The sequence below is a fragment of the Pseudomonas sp. CFBP 5748 genome, from assembly GCF_053850495.1.
Map to the genome: position 1 here is coordinate 390,865 of NZ_JBSPTN010000006.1, position 16,471 is coordinate 407,335.

17 protein-coding genes are annotated in these 16,471 nt (G+C 62.0%); 7 read left to right on the plus strand and 10 right to left on the minus strand.

Annotated elements, in window-relative coordinates; genetic code table 11:
• Positions 1-12 precede the first annotated feature (12 nt).
• Together ACWNZ1_RS16785 and ACWNZ1_RS16790 are read left to right on the plus strand one after the other, a co-directional pair.
• Complete coding sequence (locus tag ACWNZ1_RS16785) at positions 13-690, plus strand: response regulator (RefSeq protein WP_456027752.1); 678 nt, start codon at positions 13-15, stop codon at positions 688-690.
• On the plus strand, positions 687-2,033 hold the full coding sequence (locus tag ACWNZ1_RS16790) for an ATP-binding protein (protein ID WP_135846771.1): 1,347 nt from the start codon (positions 687-689) through the stop codon (positions 2,031-2,033). The genes ACWNZ1_RS16785 and ACWNZ1_RS16790 overlap by 4 nt, the downstream gene beginning before the upstream one ends.
• A gap of 161 nt (positions 2,034-2,194) precedes the next feature.
• Here ACWNZ1_RS16790 and ACWNZ1_RS16795 read toward each other — a convergent pair whose 3' ends face one another.
• Positions 2,195-3,193, minus strand: a complete 999-nt coding sequence (locus ACWNZ1_RS16795) for an AraC family transcriptional regulator (protein WP_135846770.1) — start codon at positions 3,191-3,193, stop codon at positions 2,195-2,197.
• Positions 3,194-3,527: 334 nt separating this feature from the next.
• Between ACWNZ1_RS16795 and ACWNZ1_RS16800 the strand changes: the two genes are divergently transcribed.
• Both ACWNZ1_RS16800 and ACWNZ1_RS16805 read left to right on the plus strand, forming a co-directional pair.
• Positions 3,528-4,862 (plus strand): dicarboxylate/amino acid:cation symporter, encoded by a 1,335-nt coding sequence (locus ACWNZ1_RS16800; protein WP_135846769.1) that lies wholly within the window; start codon positions 3,528-3,530, stop codon positions 4,860-4,862.
• 154 nt (positions 4,863-5,016) lie between these two features.
• Complete coding sequence (locus ACWNZ1_RS16805) at positions 5,017-6,198, plus strand: CaiB/BaiF CoA transferase family protein (RefSeq protein ID WP_135846768.1); 1,182 nt, start codon at positions 5,017-5,019, stop codon at positions 6,196-6,198.
• Between the two features lie 99 nt (positions 6,199-6,297).
• Here the strand turns inward: ACWNZ1_RS16805 and ACWNZ1_RS16810 are convergent, their stop codons facing one another.
• Together ACWNZ1_RS16810 and ACWNZ1_RS16815 are read right to left on the minus strand one after the other, a co-directional pair.
• On the minus strand, positions 6,298-6,792 hold the full coding sequence (locus tag ACWNZ1_RS16810; protein WP_135846767.1) for a SprT family zinc-dependent metalloprotease: 495 nt from the start codon (positions 6,790-6,792) through the stop codon (positions 6,298-6,300).
• Positions 6,793-6,950: 158 nt separating this feature from the next.
• On the minus strand, positions 6,951-7,553 hold the full coding sequence (locus ACWNZ1_RS16815) for a Yip1 family protein (protein WP_135846766.1): 603 nt from the start codon (positions 7,551-7,553) through the stop codon (positions 6,951-6,953).
• A gap of 393 nt (positions 7,554-7,946) precedes the next feature.
• Between ACWNZ1_RS16815 and ttcA the strand changes: the two genes are divergently transcribed.
• Positions 7,947-8,771: a tRNA 2-thiocytidine(32) synthetase TtcA gene (ttcA, locus tag ACWNZ1_RS16820; RefSeq protein WP_058542563.1), complete on the plus strand. Its 825-nt coding sequence runs from the start codon at positions 7,947-7,949 to the stop codon at positions 8,769-8,771.
• A 67-nt stretch (positions 8,772-8,838) separates the two neighbouring features.
• Positions 8,839-9,513: a DNA-3-methyladenine glycosylase I gene (locus ACWNZ1_RS16825; RefSeq protein WP_135846765.1), complete on the plus strand. Its 675-nt coding sequence runs from the start codon at positions 8,839-8,841 to the stop codon at positions 9,511-9,513.
• 98 nt (positions 9,514-9,611) lie between these two features.
• Here ACWNZ1_RS16825 and ACWNZ1_RS16830 read toward each other — a convergent pair whose 3' ends face one another.
• From ACWNZ1_RS16830 to arsC, 3 genes are read right to left on the minus strand one after another with little or no spacing between them, the layout of a single operon-like run.
• Positions 9,612-10,037, minus strand: coding sequence for a DUF2069 domain-containing protein (locus ACWNZ1_RS16830; protein WP_256453610.1), 426 nt, complete (start codon positions 10,035-10,037; stop codon positions 9,612-9,614).
• The gene (gene wrbA / locus ACWNZ1_RS16835) at positions 10,030-10,635 is read right to left on the minus strand and encodes an NAD(P)H:quinone oxidoreductase (protein ID WP_135846763.1); all 606 of its coding nucleotides are present in this window, start codon (positions 10,633-10,635) and stop codon (positions 10,030-10,032) included. The genes ACWNZ1_RS16830 and wrbA overlap by 8 nt, the downstream gene beginning before the upstream one ends.
• Entirely contained in the window at positions 10,632-10,985 is a 354-nt protein-coding gene (gene arsC, locus ACWNZ1_RS16840) for an arsenate reductase (glutaredoxin) (RefSeq protein WP_135846762.1), read from the minus strand. Before arsC ends, wrbA begins: the two co-directional genes overlap by 4 nt.
• A gap of 114 nt (positions 10,986-11,099) precedes the next feature.
• On the opposite strand from arsC, the gene ACWNZ1_RS16845 reads away from it, so the two are divergent.
• Positions 11,100-11,567, plus strand: a complete 468-nt coding sequence (locus tag ACWNZ1_RS16845) for a TlpA family protein disulfide reductase (RefSeq protein WP_456027753.1) — start codon at positions 11,100-11,102, stop codon at positions 11,565-11,567.
• A 56-nt stretch (positions 11,568-11,623) separates the two neighbouring features.
• Here the strand turns inward: ACWNZ1_RS16845 and ACWNZ1_RS16850 are convergent, their stop codons facing one another.
• From ACWNZ1_RS16850 to ACWNZ1_RS16865, 4 genes are all read right to left on the minus strand, one after another.
• Positions 11,624-12,028 carry an META domain-containing protein gene (locus ACWNZ1_RS16850; RefSeq protein ID WP_135846760.1) on the minus strand — a complete coding sequence of 135 codons (405 nt, stop codon included), beginning with the start codon at positions 12,026-12,028 and terminating at the stop codon, positions 11,624-11,626.
• Entirely contained in the window at positions 12,028-12,462 is a 435-nt protein-coding gene (locus tag ACWNZ1_RS16855) for a hypothetical protein (RefSeq protein ID WP_135846759.1), read from the minus strand. The genes ACWNZ1_RS16850 and ACWNZ1_RS16855 overlap by 1 nt, the downstream gene beginning before the upstream one ends.
• A 118-nt stretch (positions 12,463-12,580) precedes the next feature.
• Positions 12,581-13,570 carry a 2-hydroxyacid dehydrogenase gene (locus tag ACWNZ1_RS16860; RefSeq protein WP_256453608.1) on the minus strand — a complete coding sequence of 330 codons (990 nt, stop codon included), beginning with the start codon at positions 13,568-13,570 and terminating at the stop codon, positions 12,581-12,583.
• Between the two features lie 86 nt (positions 13,571-13,656).
• Positions 13,657-16,407, minus strand: a complete 2,751-nt coding sequence (locus ACWNZ1_RS16865) for a response regulator (protein WP_135848054.1) — start codon at positions 16,405-16,407, stop codon at positions 13,657-13,659.
• Positions 16,408-16,471 lie beyond the last annotated feature (64 nt).

Here is a 16,471-nt window from a genome sequence, read left to right on the forward strand (position 1 = left end):
GGGAGAGGCTCCATGAAATTACTGGTTGTCGAAGACGAAGCGTTATTGCGTCATCACCTGCAAACCCGTCTCACCGACAGCGGCCATGTGGTGCAGGCCGTGGCCAATGCTGAAGAAGCCTTGTATCAAGTCCATGAGTTCAACCACGACCTGGCAGTGATTGACCTGGGCTTGCCGGGCATCAGCGGGCTGGAGCTGATCCGCCGGCTGCGTTCCCAGGACAAGGCGTTCCCGATCCTGATCCTGACCGCCCGGGGTAACTGGCAGGACAAGGTCGAAGGCCTGGCCGCCGGGGCCGACGACTACCTGGTCAAGCCGTTTCAGTTCGAAGAACTGGAGGCCCGCTTGAATGCCCTGTTGCGCCGCTCCAGTGGTTTCACCCAGTCGACCATCGTCGCCGGTCCGCTGGTGCTGGACCTCAACCGCAAGCAGGCGTCCCTCGGCGAAGAGCCGTTGGCGTTGACCGCCTATGAATACCGCATCCTGGAATACCTGATGCGCCATCATCAGCAAGTGGTCGCCAAGGACCGCTTGATGGAGCAGCTTTATCCCGATGACGACGAGCGTGATCCCAACGTCATCGAAGTGTTGGTGGGACGCTTGCGCCGTAAACTGGAAGCGCCGGCCGGCTTCAAGCCGATCGACACCGTGCGTGGCCTGGGTTACCTGTTCAACGAGCGCTGCCAGTGATTCGTTCGCTACGCCTGCGCTTGATGCTGGCCGCCATGACCCTGGCGGTACTGTTCATGCTGGCGCTGTTACCGGCCATGCAAGGTGCGTTCAGCCTGGCGTTGCAGGAGTCCATCGAGCAACGCCTGGCTTCGGACGTGACCACCCTGATTTCCGCCGCCCGGGTGGAAAACAAGCAATTGAAGATGCCGGCACAGTTGCCCGATGAGCGCTTCAACCTCGCCGACGCCCGCCTGCTGGGCTACATCTATGATCGTGAGGGGCGGTTGGTCTGGCGATCCAAGGCGACCCAGGAAGAAAACATCAACTACACGCCGCGCTATGACGGCCAGGGCAACCAGTTCGCGCGCATCCGCGAGAACGACGGCCAGGAATTTTTTGTCTATGACGTCGAGATCAAGCTGCTCGGCGGCCAGAGCGCGGCGTTCAGCATCGTCACCCTGCAACCGGTGCGCGACTACGAGGTAACCCTGCAAGGGTTGCGGGACAATCTCTACCTGGGTTTTGGCGCCGCCCTGTTGGTGCTGCTGGCCCTGTTGTGGATCGGCCTGACCTGGGGGCTTCGGGCATTGCGGCGGCTGAGTCAGGAGCTGGACGAAATTGAAAGTGGAGCGCGGGAAAGCCTCAGTACCGAGCATCCCCGCGAGCTATTGCGCCTGACCGGTTCCCTCAATCGCCTGCTGGACAGCGAGCGGGAGCAGCGTAGCCGTTACCGCGACTCTCTCGATGACCTGGCCCACAGCCTGAAAACCCCGCTGGCGGTGTTGCAGGGCGTCAGCGAAGACATGGCCCGGCGCCCCGAGGATCGTGGGCAGGCCTGGGTGCTACAAACCCAGATCGAGCGCATGAGCCAGCAGATCGGCTATCAGCTGCAGCGCGCCAGCCTGCGCAAAAGCGGGCTGGTGCGCCATCAGGTGCGCTTGCGCCCGGTGCTGCAAAGCCTGTGCGACACGTTGGACAAGGTTTATCGCGACAAACGGGTCAATGTCAGTTTCGACCTGCCAGAGCACTGCCAGGTGCCGATCGAACAGGGCGCCTTGCTGGAGATGCTCGGCAACCTGCTGGAAAACGCTTATCGGCTCTGCCTGGGCGAGGTGCGCGTCAGTGTGCACCAGACGCTTGGCGGTATTGAGTTATGCGTCGAGGATGACGGGCCGGGCGTGCCACCGGATCAACGCGCGCGGATTCTCCAGCGTGGCGAACGGCTGGATCGCCAGCACCCGGGGCAGGGCATTGGCCTGGCGGTGGTCAAGGACATCATCGAAAGCTACGGCGCCAGGTTGACCCTGGGGGATTCCGAGCTGGGCGGGGCGGCTTTCAGGATTCACTTTTCGGTGGTTTGACTGGAATATTTCGCTGTGTCAGCGGGCCCTTTCGCGAGCAAGCCCGCTCCCACGCTGGATCTTCAATAGCCACAAATCTGTGTTCGCCGCAGATCAACTGTGGGAGCGGGCTTGCTCGCGAAGGGAGCGGCGGGCTCCCCACAGAAGTTGGATCTCACCACTCAATTCTCCTGCTCCCGATAAGCCCCCGGCGTCACCCCCGTCCACTTCTTGAACGCCCGGTGAAACGCCGACGGCTCCGAGAATCCCAACTGCTCGGCAATCTGCTGTAACGACAGGTCCGCGCGGCCCAGGTGATAGATGGCGATATCCCGCCGCAGCTGATCCTTGAGCTCCTGGAAGCTGGTGCCTTCCTCTCGCAGATGCCGGCGCAAGGTCTGGGGGCTGATGTGCAGATGCGCGGCGACGCTGTCCAGGTCGGGCCAGCGTGCCGTGTCGCGGCTGAGCAGGCGGCGCAACTGGCTGCTCAGGCTGTGGCCATCGTCGGGTCGCGACAGCAGGTCGGCGGGGGAGCGCTCGAGGAAATGCTTGAGGGTCCGTTCGTCCTGCAGCAACGGCATGTCCAGGTAGCGACGGTGGAACAACAGGCTGCAGCGTTGTGCTTCGAACACCAGCGGACAGGGAAACAGCAAGTCGTATTCGGCACCGTGGGCGGGCTTGGCGTAGCCGAAGGTCGCCTGTTCCAGGTCGATCCGCTGGCCGATCAGCCAACTGCCGAGGCGATGCCAGATCACCAGCAGACTTTCACTCAGGAAATGATCCGGGTCCCGCAACGTCGAGTCGTCCAGCACCAGGCGTACTCGCTCGCCTTCGGTCTCCAGCGTCAGGTCCGGGGCATCAGGGAACAGGCTGTAGAACAACAGGCCGCGCTGAAGGGCTTTACCCAGGGTGCGGCAGTGGATCAGCGCGTGACACATCATGGCAAACGTCCCGGGTTTGCTCAGGCCCCGGCCGAACCCCAGGTATTCGTCGTCCAGGCTTTGCCACAGCGCTTGCAACAGGCGGGTGAACTGTTCCGGAGCGATTCGCGCGCGCGGTTCATCCAGCAGCTCAGGGCTGATGCCCAACTGTTGCAGCAAAGGAAAATAGTCGAACCCCTGGCGACGTGCGCCGCCCAGGGCAGCGCGGGCGAAGTGACTGGCGATCGTGCGTTGGCGCATGACAAAAAATCCGTCCGTTAAGCGGGCGATGGTAGCAGGGGGTGGGGGCTGAACAAGGCGGATATCCGCCAAATCCCGGAACAGGGAGCGGCCTTCGGGCGGAAATCCGCCATCGTGTACGCCGAGTTTAACCCCTGTGGAATTCGCAAACCCGCGTGTAATACGGGGTGTAGGAGCTTTCTCGAAAATGGCATGTGCGTTGCAATACGTTGAGTAGGTCTGCCGCGTGCAGCCGACAAAAACAAATCCCTCCAGTGCAGGAGGGTTCGCGAAGTTGAGGTGCCGTGGACGACAGATGGATGTTGTCACACGGGACGCTTGAGGAAGGTTTGCCATGACGACTCGTCAGCCACTGTACAAATCCCTGTATTTCCAGGTGATCGTAGCCATTGCCATCGGTATTTTGCTCGGCCACTTCTACCCACAGACCGGTGTTGCCCTCAAGCCGTTCGGTGACGGGTTCATCAAGCTGATCAAAATGGTCATCGCCCCCATCATTTTCTGTACCGTCGTCAGCGGCATCGGCGGTATGCAGAACATGAAATCGGTCGGCAAGACCGGCGGCTATGCGCTGCTGTACTTTGAAATTGTCTCCACCATCGCCCTGCTGATCGGCCTGGTCGTGGTTAACATCGTGCAACCGGGTGTCGGCATGCACATCGATGTATCGACCCTGGACACCAGCAAGATCGCCGGTTTCATCTCGGCCGGTAAAGACCAGAGCATCATCGCCTTTATCCTCAATGTGATCCCGAACACCATCGTCGGCGCGTTCGCCAACGGCGACATCCTGCAAGTGCTGATGTTCTCGGTGCTCTTCGGTTTCGCCCTGCATCGCCTGGGGTCCTACGGCAAGCCGGTGCTGGACTTCATCGACCGCTTCGCCCACGTGATGTTCATCATCATCAACATGATCATGAAGCTGGCGCCGATCGGTGCGTTCGGTGCCATGGCCTTCACCATCGGCGCCTACGGTGTCGGTTCGCTGGTGCAACTGGGCCAGTTGATGATCTGCTTCTACATCACCTGCGTAGTGTTCGTACTGGTGGTACTGGGCGCCATCTGCCGCGCCCACGGCTTCAGCGTCGTCAAGCTGATCCGCTACATCCGTGAAGAACTGCTGATCGTGCTGGGTACTTCCTCGTCGGAATCGGCCCTGCCACGCATGCTGATCAAGATGGAGCGCCTGGGTGCCAAGAAGTCTGTAGTAGGCCTGGTGATCCCGACTGGCTACTCGTTCAACCTCGACGGTACTTCGATCTACCTGACCATGGCCGCGGTGTTCATTGCCCAGGCCACCGACACCCCGATGGACCTGACTCACCAGATCACCCTGCTGCTGGTGCTGCTGCTGTCGTCCAAAGGTGCTGCTGGCGTGACCGGTAGCGGCTTCATCGTGCTGGCGGCCACCCTGTCGGCCGTGGGTACCTTGCCGGTGGCCGGTCTGGCACTGATCCTGGGTATCGACCGCTTCATGTCCGAAGCCCGCGCCCTGACCAACCTGGTGGGCAACGCCGTTGCCACGATCGTGGTTGCCAAGTGGGTCAAGGAGCTGGACGAAGACCAGTTGCAAACCGAGCTGGCTTCCGGTGGTCGCGGTATCTCTGACGTTCGTGAAGAAGACGAGCAAACCGTGGCCGAGGGCTCGGTTCCAAGCGCTGTGAAGTAACCTTCCAGTTGCAATGAAAAACCCGCTTCGGCGGGTTTTTTTATTGGAAGAGTTCTCACGCTGAGCGCAATGGTCATCCAGACTGGCACCTGCGGTGATTGCCCTACCACCAACCCCTGCCTAGTCTTGAGTCCATCACCCACCGGAGACCGCTATGCAAGGTCCACTGGCATCGCTCAAGGTTCTGGACTTCTCGACCCTGCTGCCCGGCCCGTTCGCCTCGTTGTTGCTGGCGGACATGGGCGCCGAGGTGTTGCGCATCGAGTCGCCGACCCGCCCGGATCTCTTGCGGATACTGCCGCCCCATGACCAAGGTGCCTCGGCCAGCCATGCCTACCTCAACCGCAACAAGCGCAGCCTCGCGCTGGATCTCAAGCAACCGCAAGCCCTGGACGTGATCAAGCCGTTGCTGGAGGACTACGACATCCTGCTGGAACAGTTCCGTCCCGGTGTGATGGAGCGGCTGGGCCTGGGATACGAGGCCTTGAAGGCGATCAATCCACGGTTGATCTACGTGTCGATCACCGGCTACGGCCAGACCGGGCCCTACAAGGACCGCGCCGGGCACGACATCAACTACCTGGCCCTGGCGGGGCTGGCCAGTCACACCGGCCGTGCCGACAGCGGCCCGCTGCCGCTGGGGATCCAGGCGGCGGACATTGCCGGCGGTTCGCTGCACGGGGTGATCGGGCTGTTGGCGGCGGTGATCGCCCGTCAGCAGAGCGGGCAGGGCCAGCACTTGGACGTGAGCATGACCGACTGTGTGTTCAGCCTGAACGCCTTGGCCGGCGCCGGTTACCTGGCCTGCGGTGTGGAACCGGGTTGGGAAAACCAGATGCTCAACGGCGGCAGCTTCTATGACTATTACCGCACCCGGGATGGTCGTTGGATGTCGGTGGGCAGCCTGGAGCCGGCCTTCATGCAGGCGCTTTGCGATGCTCTGGGGCGACCGGAACTGGCGGCCCAAGGGTTGTCACCCCAGCCTGAGCAGCAGCACGCGCTCAAGCAGGCCCTGCAAGCCGAGTTCGAGAAACATGACTTCGCCGAGCTTTGCCGCTTGTTTGCCGGGATTGATGCCTGCGTCGAGCCGGTGCTGAGCCTGGACGAAGCCCTCAGGCATCCGCAATTGCAGGCCCGGGAAGTGGTGACCCAAGTGCCCCGTGGCGATGGTTCGAGCCAGGCGCAGATGGCTTGTCCGTTGAAATTTTCACAAGGGCTGCCCGAGCCTCGGCATATTGGCGCGGGGCTGGGGGCGCATACGGATCAAGTGTTGGGGGAGTTGGGGTTTAGTGCTGAGCGGATAGCTCAATTGCGTCGCAGTGGGGTGGTTTTGTAGCGCCTGTCAGGCAGCCATCGCGAGCAAGCTCGCACACACTGGATCCTGTGGGAGCGTGCTTGCTCGCGAAGGGGCCCCAAAGAACACCACAAACCTTGGCTACTCCACCCGCGTCTCCCCACTGAACACCAAGGTACTGCGACAGCTACGGCACAAATACCGCCGCCCCTGCCGCACCAGGCTGTGGCGCTGGGCCGAGAACGGGAAGTCGCTGCCGTCGCAGGGGCATTTGTAGATGTAGCGGGTCACGCTGCGGCGTTTGATTTCGTAGGTGTGGCAGCGGTTGGGCGGCAGTTCGTAGACCCCGCGCATGATCAGTTGCCACTCTTCGCCATGGGGCTGGATGCGTTCGCCAAACAGTTGATGGGCAATCAGGTGCGCGACTTCGTGGGCGACGGTCTGCTTGAGAAAATCTTCGGCGTTTTCCCGGTACAACTGTGGATTGAAGCGCAGCAGATTTTCATGCAAGTGCGCGACCCCAGCTTTCTGGCCACGCAATTTGAAGCTGACCACTGGGCGTTTGAAAGGACGTTTGAAAAAGGATTCGGCTTGTTGGTAACACTCTTCGACGCGGGTATTGAGGTGTTCGAGCATGCTTTACGGGTCTCCAGAACCCCGAGTATGCCGCAACCGCCGGCCGTTGCGAATCGCCCGGGCGCCCAGCGGTCGTTTTGCCCTCTCCAAACACAGGAAGGCCGCCTTGCGGCGGCCTGTGTTGGCAGATCCTGCTTCTTATTGGAGAGCTCTATCGTTTAATTGGTGTACACCGGGCCGACGCCCAGCCCCCAGACAATCACCGTGAACGCCATGATGGCCACCAGCACCACCAGGCCGACGGCAAGCACCGAACTGGAAAACAGAAAGCCTTCGTCCTGATGAATGCTCATGAAGGTCGGCAGGCCCACATACAGCAGGTAGACCGTGTAGCAGATCGCCGCCGTGCCGACGATCATCCCCAGCCACATGTGCGGGTAGAGCGCCGCCAGGCCGCCAATGAACAACGGTGTCGCGGTGTAGGTGGCGAACGCGATGCAACGGGCCAGGCTCGGGTTGGCGTCATAGGTGCGGGCCATCCAGTGGATGAACGCCCCCATCACCGCCACACCGCCCAGCATGGCCAGGTACGACATGACGGTCATCCACAGCGCGCTTTCCTGGGTCAGCATCACCGGTGGACGATTGCCGATGACCCATCCCACCTGCGTGGTGCCGATAAACGCCGATACCGCGGGAATGGCCGCCAGGATCAGCGTGTGGGTGAGGTACATGTGGCTGATGCTTTCCTCCTGATCGCCACGGATTTCTTTCCATTCTTGATCAGGGTGGGTAAAGAGCCCCACGACATGATGGATCATAGTCAGTCACTCCTTTGTTATTGCCATCGCCCCCCAACGGAGCGCCTACGGGCCAATGTGGCCAAGTAAGTAAAGGTCTGAATATGTGTGCGACCTTATGTCGCAGTATAGAAAGGAGTTCTCGCCAGGGGGATGGGGGGCTTAGAGCAAATCGCGCTGTAAAGGAACAGGCTAATCGCGACGTGATCTGTGTGGGCTCGCTATGGCGAAGAGATTTCCTGTGGCGAGGGCGCTTGCTCCCGCTCGGCTGCGAAGCAGACGCCAACAGGACGAGCCCAGAGGGTTGCTTCGCAACCCAGCGGGAGCAAGCGCCCTCGCCACAGGGGCGGTGCCACATTCGGGATTTTTTGCGTAAAATGCCGGCCTTTCGTCACACCTCACGGATTTCGCGTCATGGGCACTCTTACGGTCAACCAGAACAAACTGCAAAAGCGCCTGCGCCGCCAGGCCGGTGAGGCGGTCGCCGATTTCAACATGATCGAGGACGGCGACAAGGTCATGGTCTGCCTGTCCGGCGGCAAGGACAGCTATACCTTGCTCGATGTGCTGATGCATTTGCAAAAGGTTGCACCGATCAAGTTCGACATCGTCGCGGTGAACATGGACCAGAAGCAGCCCGGGTTCCCCGAGCATGTGCTGCCGGCTTACCTCGAGTCGCTGGGTGTGGAATACCACATCGTCGAGAAAGACACCTATTCGGTGGTCAAGGAGCTGATCCCTGAAGGCAAGACCACCTGCTCGCTGTGCTCACGCCTGCGTCGCGGCACGCTCTACACCTTCGCCGATGAGATCGGTGCGACCAAGATGGCCCTGGGTCACCACCGTGACGACATCGTTGAGACCTTCTTCCTGAACATGTTCTACAACGGCTCGCTCAAGGCCATGCCGCCCAAGCTGCGGGCCGATGACGGGCGTAACGTGGTGATCCGCCCGCTGGCTTATTGCAGCGAGAAAGACATCCAGGCCTATTCGGATTTCAAGCAATTTCCGATCATTCCCTGCAACCTCTGTGGCTCCCAGGAAAACCTGCAGCGCCAGGTGGTCAAGGAAATGCTCCAGGAGTGGGAACGCAAGACCCCGGGCCGTACCGAGAGCATCTTCCGTGGCTTGCAGAATGTCGTTCCATCGCAACTGGCGGACCGTAACCTGTTCGACTTCACCAGCCTGCGCATTGATGAAAACGCCACGCCGCGGTTCGTCAACGTGGTGAACCTCTGACGAGGGCAGGGGCTCCTATTCACGGCGCTCGCGAAGCGCCGTTTTCATTTCAGACCCGGGAGAGGGCATGCGCGATTACAAGTGGTTGCACGAGTATTGTCTGAACCGCTTCGGTTCGGCGGCTGAACTGGAAGCCCACCTGCCGGTTCCCAAGACCCCGGCGCAGTTGCGCAAGATCAGCGACGACCGCTACCTCTCGACCATGGCGCTGCGGGTTTTCCGGGCCGGGCTCAAGCACAGTCTGGTGGACGCCAAGTGGCCGGCTTTCGAAGAGGTGTTCTTCAAGTTCGACCCGGAAAAAGTCGTGCTGATGAGCGCCGAGCACCTGGAGCGGCTGATGCAGGACGCACGGATCATCCGCCATCTGGGCAAGCTCAAGAGCGTGCCGCGCAACGCGCAACTGATAGTGGACGTGGCCCATGAAAAGGGCAGCTTCGGTGCGCTGATCGCCGACTGGCCGGTGACTGACATCGTCGGCCTGTGGACCTACCTGAAAAAGCACGGCCATCAACTGGGCGGCCTGTCGGCACCGCGCTTCCTGCGGATGATGGGCAAGGACACCTTCGTGCCCAGCTATGACGTGGTGGCCGCGCTCAATGCCCAGGACATCATCGACAAAGTCCCCACCAGCCTGCGGGACCTGGCGACGGTGCAGAGTGCCTTTAACCAGTGGCATGAAGAGAGCGGTGGACGGCCGATGAGCCAGATTTCGATGATGCTGGCGTATACAGTGAATCATTGAGACCGAGTTGCTCCTTTCGCGAGCAAGCCCGCTCCCACAGGGATTGGTGAGCGCCGAAGATCCAGTGTGGGAGCGAGCTTGCTCGCGATAGCGGTCTATCAGGCGACGGAAATATCGCCTTCTCCCGCAAGTCGTCGATTCAACTGAAACCGCCAACGCACATACAACAAGGCCGAGCAGAACACCGCCACGCTCGCCACCATTTCCAGCATGCCGAACACCTGCCGGTTCGGGTCATAGGCCGCCAGCGCGCCCTTGATGAAATACAGGTTCACCACGAAGCACATCCACGAATGCCCGCGGGCGCTGCCACTGAGCATGCCGGGCGCGAGGATCAGCAGCGGCACCAGCTCGATCAGCAGAATCACCCAAGGCCGCGCGCCGTGCAGGTCGGCGATCAGCAGGTAATACGCACTGAGCAGCCCTACCAGGCCGAAAAAACACAGCAGGCTCAGGACGCGGGCAATGCGTACGCGCGGTTCCAGCCATTGGATAGGCGGCAGGATTTTCGGCTTCTTAGCCACGGCCGTTCTCCAGCAGTTGTGCGGTTTTCGCCAGGCGCAAGCCCAGGGCCCGACACAGCGCGACTTCATGCTCATTCAAGCCGCTTTTACCGTCGGCTCCGGCGTGATGGCTCGGGCCGTAAGGCGTACCGCCACCCTGGGTGTCGATCAGGGCCGATTCGCTGTAGGGCAGGCCGGTGATCAGCATGCCGTGGTGCAGCAACGGCAACATCATCGACAGCAGGGTGGTTTCCTGGCCGCCATGCAGGCTCGCGGTGGAAGTGAACACCCCGGCGGGTTTACCCACCAAGGCACCGGTCAGCCACAGGTTGCTGGTGCCGTCGAGAAAGTACTTCAGTGGCGCGGCCATGTTGCCGAAACGGGTCGGGCTGCCCAGGGCCAGGCCGGCGCAGTTCTTCAGGTCATCGAGGCTGGCGTACAGCGGGCCTTGCTCGGGAATGTCCGGCGACACGGCTTCGCATTCGGTGGAAATGGCAGGCACCGTGCGCAACCGTGCTTCCAGCCCGGCCTGCTCGACGCCCCGGGCGATCTGCCGGGCCATTTCGTTGGTAGAGCCACTGCGGCTGTAATACAACACCAGAATGTACGGCGTGCTCACGGCAGGATCTCCAGGATTTTCTCCGGCGGACGACCGATCATGGCTTTGTCTGCGGTTTCAAGAATCGGCCGTTCCATGAGTTTCGGGTGGGCGGCGATGGCGGCGATCAACTGAGCCTGGCTCAGGCTGGCGTCGGCCAGATTGAGCGTGGCGTATTCCTCTTCGCCAGTGCGCAGCAGTTGCCGGGCGGTGAGGCCGAGCTTGCCCAGCAGGCGTTCAAGCTGAGCGGCGTCGAGCGGGGTTTCCAGGTAGCGGACCACGGTAGGCGCCAGGCCCTGGGCCTCCAACAGTTCCAGCGCACCGCGGGATTTCGAGCAGCGCGGGTTGTGATAAAGCGTCAGATCGGTCATGAGCGGGTCGCATCTTGCGTAAGGTGGCGGCTATTCTACTGTGCTGCGAGGCCTCTAGCACCTTGCAGGGCGTTAGGTCGCGGTGACGTTCACATTCAGACTAAGGATTGGCACATGGCAAGGCGATTGACGGCAGCACTGACATTCATCGGCATCTTGTTGCTCGCCGGCTGCGGAAACGACTACGGGGTGGATCAGAACGGTCAGGCCATTGCCTCGCAGCGGCTGGACAAACAATGGCTGGTGCTCAACTACTGGGCCGAGTGGTGTGCGCCGTGTCGCACCGAGATCCCGGAGTTCAACGCCTTGGCCGAGCAGCTCAAGGGGCGCAATGTCGGTGTGTTCGGGGTCAACTTCGACCAGGTGCAGGGCGAGGAGCTCAAGAGCGCCAGCGACAAGATGGGAATTCGTTTCACCGTGCTGGCCCGGGATCCGGCCGAGATCTTCGACCTTCCACGCAGCGAAGGGCTGCCGGTGACTTACATCATCGATAACCAGGGCAAAGTGCGCGAGCAGTTGCTGGGGGAACAGACGGCGGCAGGGGTGATGGCCAAGCTTGAGGCGTTGCAGGCGCTTAAATAACACCTGTGATGATCGTTCCCACGCGGAGCGTGGGAACGATCAAGTGGGATCAGGCCTCAGCCTTCCTCCAACCACCACCGCAACGGCTTGCCTTGGGCCGGCCAGAAGCGCATCTGCTCGATGGGCGAGATGTCCCAGCGCTCGACCTTTTCCAGCGCTTGCAAAAAGCGTGTCTCTTGCTCCATCAGGGCCGGGGCGCAGAGTTTGCGAGTGCTGCCGATCTTGCCGAAGCTCAAGCGGTGGCCTTCCAGGGTGTAGGGCGCGAACCAGTGATTGCAGCCGCCGTTGCCGTAGGCCCGGCCGTCATCCCCGAGGGTGATGGTCAGGTGGCTGTAGTCCATCAATGGCCGTTCGCCGATCCATTCCAGGATGTAGCTGCGGTTATGTTGCAGTTGCACCGGCTCGGCGGCGCAACCCATCAGGCCGGCGCCGATCAGCGCGGCCAGGGCCAAGCGTTTCATCAGGCGGCTTCCTGGCATTTAGGGCACAGGTGTTTTTCACCGACAGTGGTCCAGCCCAGTTCGGCGATGCGTGCACTGGCCGCCGGTTTCTGGGCCTTGACGCCGAGCTTGGCATCGACGGCAAATTCGAAGCTCAGTTCCTTGGCGCAACTGTCGCAATTGACCTGCCAGGTGTGGATCGCCAGCTCACCGAACACCGGACCGGTGGTCATCGCGGTCCATTGACCCATGGGCTTGAGCAGATGCCGAACGGTGTCCACGGTCAGGCGCATGGACAAATCCTTGCTGCCCTTGAGGGTGACGAGCAGTACATCGTTGGCCTGGATCGAACCGCCATTGCCGGTGACCTGGTAACGGCCCGGCGCCAGGGCGCGGACCTCGGTCAAGGTGTGCTGTGGGTTCATCAGGGTGTAGCGGAAATCGTGTTCGGCCATGGGTCCTCCAAATAGGCGCGATATGCTAGCACGGGGCATGGCTTGGGATGGTCTCGATGGCGGGCATCTGGAGATCAGGCCGACGAAACTCCATCCCCTGTGGGAGCTGGCTCAAGGTTTAGCTATCTACCAGGTTTTGTGGCGTGCCTTTCGCCCAGGCGGCGATGTTGTCCAGGGTGGTCATGGCAATGGCTGCCAACGCTTCATGGGTCAGGAACGCCTGGTGGGCGGTGACGATCACGTTGGGGAAGGTCAGCAGCCGTGCCAGCACGTCGTCCTGCAGGGGCAGGTCGGAGCGGTCCTTGAAAAACAGCTGGGCCTCTTCTTCGTACACATCCAAACCCAGGTAGCCGAGCTGGCCGCTTTTCAAGGCTTCGATCAGGGCCGGCGTGTCCACCAGGCCGCCACGCCCGGTGTTGATCAACATCGCGCCGCGTTGCATCGCGGCCAGCGATTGGGCGTTGATCAGGTGTCGGCTATGTTCGTTGAGCGGGCAGTGCAGGCTGATGATCTGCGCTTGCGCCAGCAGATCGGCCAGGGGCAAGTAGCGCGCCCCCAAGGCTTCGACCTGCGGGTTGGGGTACGGGTCATAGGCCAGCAACTGGCAGCCGAAGCCGGCCATGATCCGTGCGAACGTCGCGCCGATCTGCCCGGTGCCGATCACGCCGACCGTCTTGCCCACCAGGTCGAAACCGGTCAGCCCATGGAGGCTGAAATTACCATCCCGGGTGCGGTTGTAGGCGCGGTGCAGGCAGCGATTGAGGGCCATGATCAACGCCACGGCGTGTTCGGCCACGGCGTGGGGCGAGTAGGCCGGAACCCGGACGATGCTCAATCCCAGGCGTTTGGCAGCGAGCAGGTCGACATGGTTGTAGCCGGCCGAGCGCAGGGCGATCAGCCGGGTCCCTCCGTTCGCCAGTCGTTCCAGCACCGGGGCACTGAGGTCATCGTTGATAAAGGCGCACACCACGTCATGTCGTTCGGCCAGGGCCACGGTGTCCAGGTTCAAGCGTGCCGGCTGGAACTGCAATTCAAGGCCGGCAGGCGCCAGGGCGTTGCTGAAGCTGTCGCGGTCGTAGGTCTGGCTGCTGAAAAGAATCACGCGCATGGCGGCCTCCTGGCATAAAAAAATAAGCCCGTCCGGGTAGGAGCATGGATTTTCAGCGATTCCGGCTCCAAGGGTATTGCCCTGGATCAGGCGCTGATACGCGCCTCGCTCGCCAGGCGATTGATGGCGCGCTCCAGTTCTTCCAGGGCGGCGGCAGCCTTGGGGTCCTGTTGCTTGAGCAGGGTTTCGCTGCGCTGGCAGGCCGCGCGCAATTGCGGGACGCCACAGTAGCGTGTGGCGCCGTGCAGGCGGTGGACCCGTTCGATCAGGGCATTTTGATCGTTGGCTTCGCTGGCCTGGCGGATCGCTTCGCGGTCGGCTTCCAGGGACGCCAGCAGCATCGCCAGCATGTCCGCCGCCAGGTCGGCTTTGCCGGCGGCCAGGCGCAGGCCCTCTTCGTGATCGAGCACCAGCAGTTCGCCGGTGCCCTGGGCATCGCCGCTGCGCTCTGGCGACTGATTGCGCAGGGCCAGGCCGGTCCACTTCAGCACCACTTGGGCCAGTTGCCGCTCGCTGATGGGTTTGGTCAGGTAGTCGTCCATGCCGCTTTGCAGCAAGGCGCGTTTTTCGTTGGCCATGGCGTGGGCGGTGAGGGCGACGATCGGCAATGGCGTGCAGTGCCGCTCGCTTTCCCACTGGCGGATCGCCTCGGTGCTCTGGCGACCGTCCATGCCCGGCATCTGCACGTCCATCAACACCAGGTCGAAGGTTTCCTTTTGCACGGCCTTGACCGCCGCGTAGCCGCTTTCCACGGCCAACACCTTGGCGCCCATGTCTTCGAGCAGGGTTTGCACCAGCAGCAGGTTGGCCGGGTTGTCGTCCACGCACAGCACTTTGGGTGCGCGGCTGGCCACCGGTTCGTGGGGTTCGCTGCGGGGCGGCCGCGGGTTGACCAGGTCGGAAAGCGAGCGGCGCAACTTGCGGGTGCAGGCCGGCTTGGCCTGCAACTGGCTGTGGGGGTTGGGCACCGAGAGGTGGTACAGCGTCTGTTCGGTGGTGGGGCACAGCACCAGCACTTTGCAGCCCAGGTGCTCCAAGTCCCAGATGTGCTGGTTGAGGCGTTCCGGCGGCATGTCGTTGCTGGTGATGCCGAGTACGGCGAGGTCGATTGCCTGATCGGTCTGGTGGGCGATGGTCACGCCGTTGGTCAGGTTTTCAAGGGTGTTGAAGGGCGTCACTTGCAGGCCGCAGTCTTCGAGCTGGTGCTGCAAGGCCTGACGGGCCAGTTCATGGTTTTCCAGCACCGCCACGCGCCGGCCCAGTAACGGCGGGCCAGGCAGGTCTTCGGCATCGTCACGGGTCTTGGGCAAGCGCAGGCTGATCCAGAACTCCGAGCCTTCGCCCGGTGTGCTGTCAACACCGATCTCGCCGCCCATCTGTTCCACCAGGCGCTTGGAAATCACCAGGCCCAGCCCCGTGCCACCCGGTTGCCGGGACAGCGAGTTGTCGGCCTGGCTGAACGCCTGGAACAGCGCCCGCACATCCTGGTTGGACAGGCCGATGCCGGTGTCCTGGACGCTGATGCGTAACTGCACGCTGTCTTCGTGTTCGTCCTCGAGCATGGCCCGGGCGACGATGGTGCCTTCGCGGGTGAACTTGATGGCGTTGCTCACCAGGTTGGTGAGGATTTGCTTGAGACGCAGCGGATCGCCCACCAGCGACAGTGGCGTGTCCCGGTACACCAGGCTCACCAGCTCCAGTTGTTTGGCGTGGGCGGCGGGGGCGAGGATGGTCAAGGTGTCCTGCAGCAGATCGCGCAGGTTGAACGGAATGTTGTCGAGCACCAGCTTGCCGGCCTCGATCTTGGAGAAGTCGAGGATCTCGTTGATGATCCCCAGCAGGCTGTCGGCGGACTTTTCAATGGTGCCCAGGTAGTCGAGCTGGCGCGGGGTCAGTTCGCTTTTCTGCAACAAGTGGGTAAAGCCGAGGATGCCGTTGAGCGGCGTGCGGATTTCATGGCTCATATTGGCCAGGAATTCGGACTTGATCCGGCTCGCTTCCAGGGCCTCCTTGCGGGCCAGGTCCAGCTCGATGTTCTGGATCTCGATGGTTTCCAGGTTCTGGCGCACGTCTTCAGTGGCCTGGTCGATGCTGTGCTGCAATTCTTCCTGGGCGTTCTGCAAGGTGCCGGCCATGCGATTGATGCCCGAGGCCAGTTCATCCAGCTCCTGGCTGCCCAGTGGTGGCAGGCGGGTTTCCAGATGACCGTCCTTGAGTTGGGCCACGGCCTGTTTGATCAGGCTCAGCGGTCGGTTGATCGTGCGGCCCATGCGCAAGGCCAGCAACGCGGCCAGGCCCAGGCCGGCGCCGATCAGCAGCAGGCTGGCGAACAGGCTGCGGTAACCGCGCAGTAACATGCCGCTGTGGGACAACTCCAGCTCGACCCAGCCCAGCAGGCGGTCGGCTTCTTCAGGGATCAGTTCGCCGGCCAGGTTGCGGTGTTTACCGAACACCGGCAGCAGGTAGCGCGTGGCGTCGTTGCCAGTGCGCTGCAGCAATTGCGCACTATTACCTTCCGGTGCGCGGTTGAGCATGGTCGGACCGGCATGGGCCAGCGGCGTGCGGTCGGGGGCGAGGAAGGTGACGGCGCGTACATCCGTCTCTTCGAGGGACTGCGTCGCGATGCGCTCCAGCAGATCGCTGTCCTGGCGGCTCATGGCCGGGGCGACCAGCGGCGCGAGCTGTTCGGCGATCATCTCGCCCCGTTGCAGCAACTGGGCGTGCAGGTCCGCTTGCTGCATCCAGGTGAAATAACCACCCAGCACCAGCGCCATCAGGCTGGTCGGCAACAGGGTCAGCAACAACACGCGGCCTTTGATTCCCAGTTTCTTGAGCACACTTGTCTCCTGCATCCAGCGGTCTGATTGAGCTTTGCGCGCATCCGGCACGCAATACCTGCGC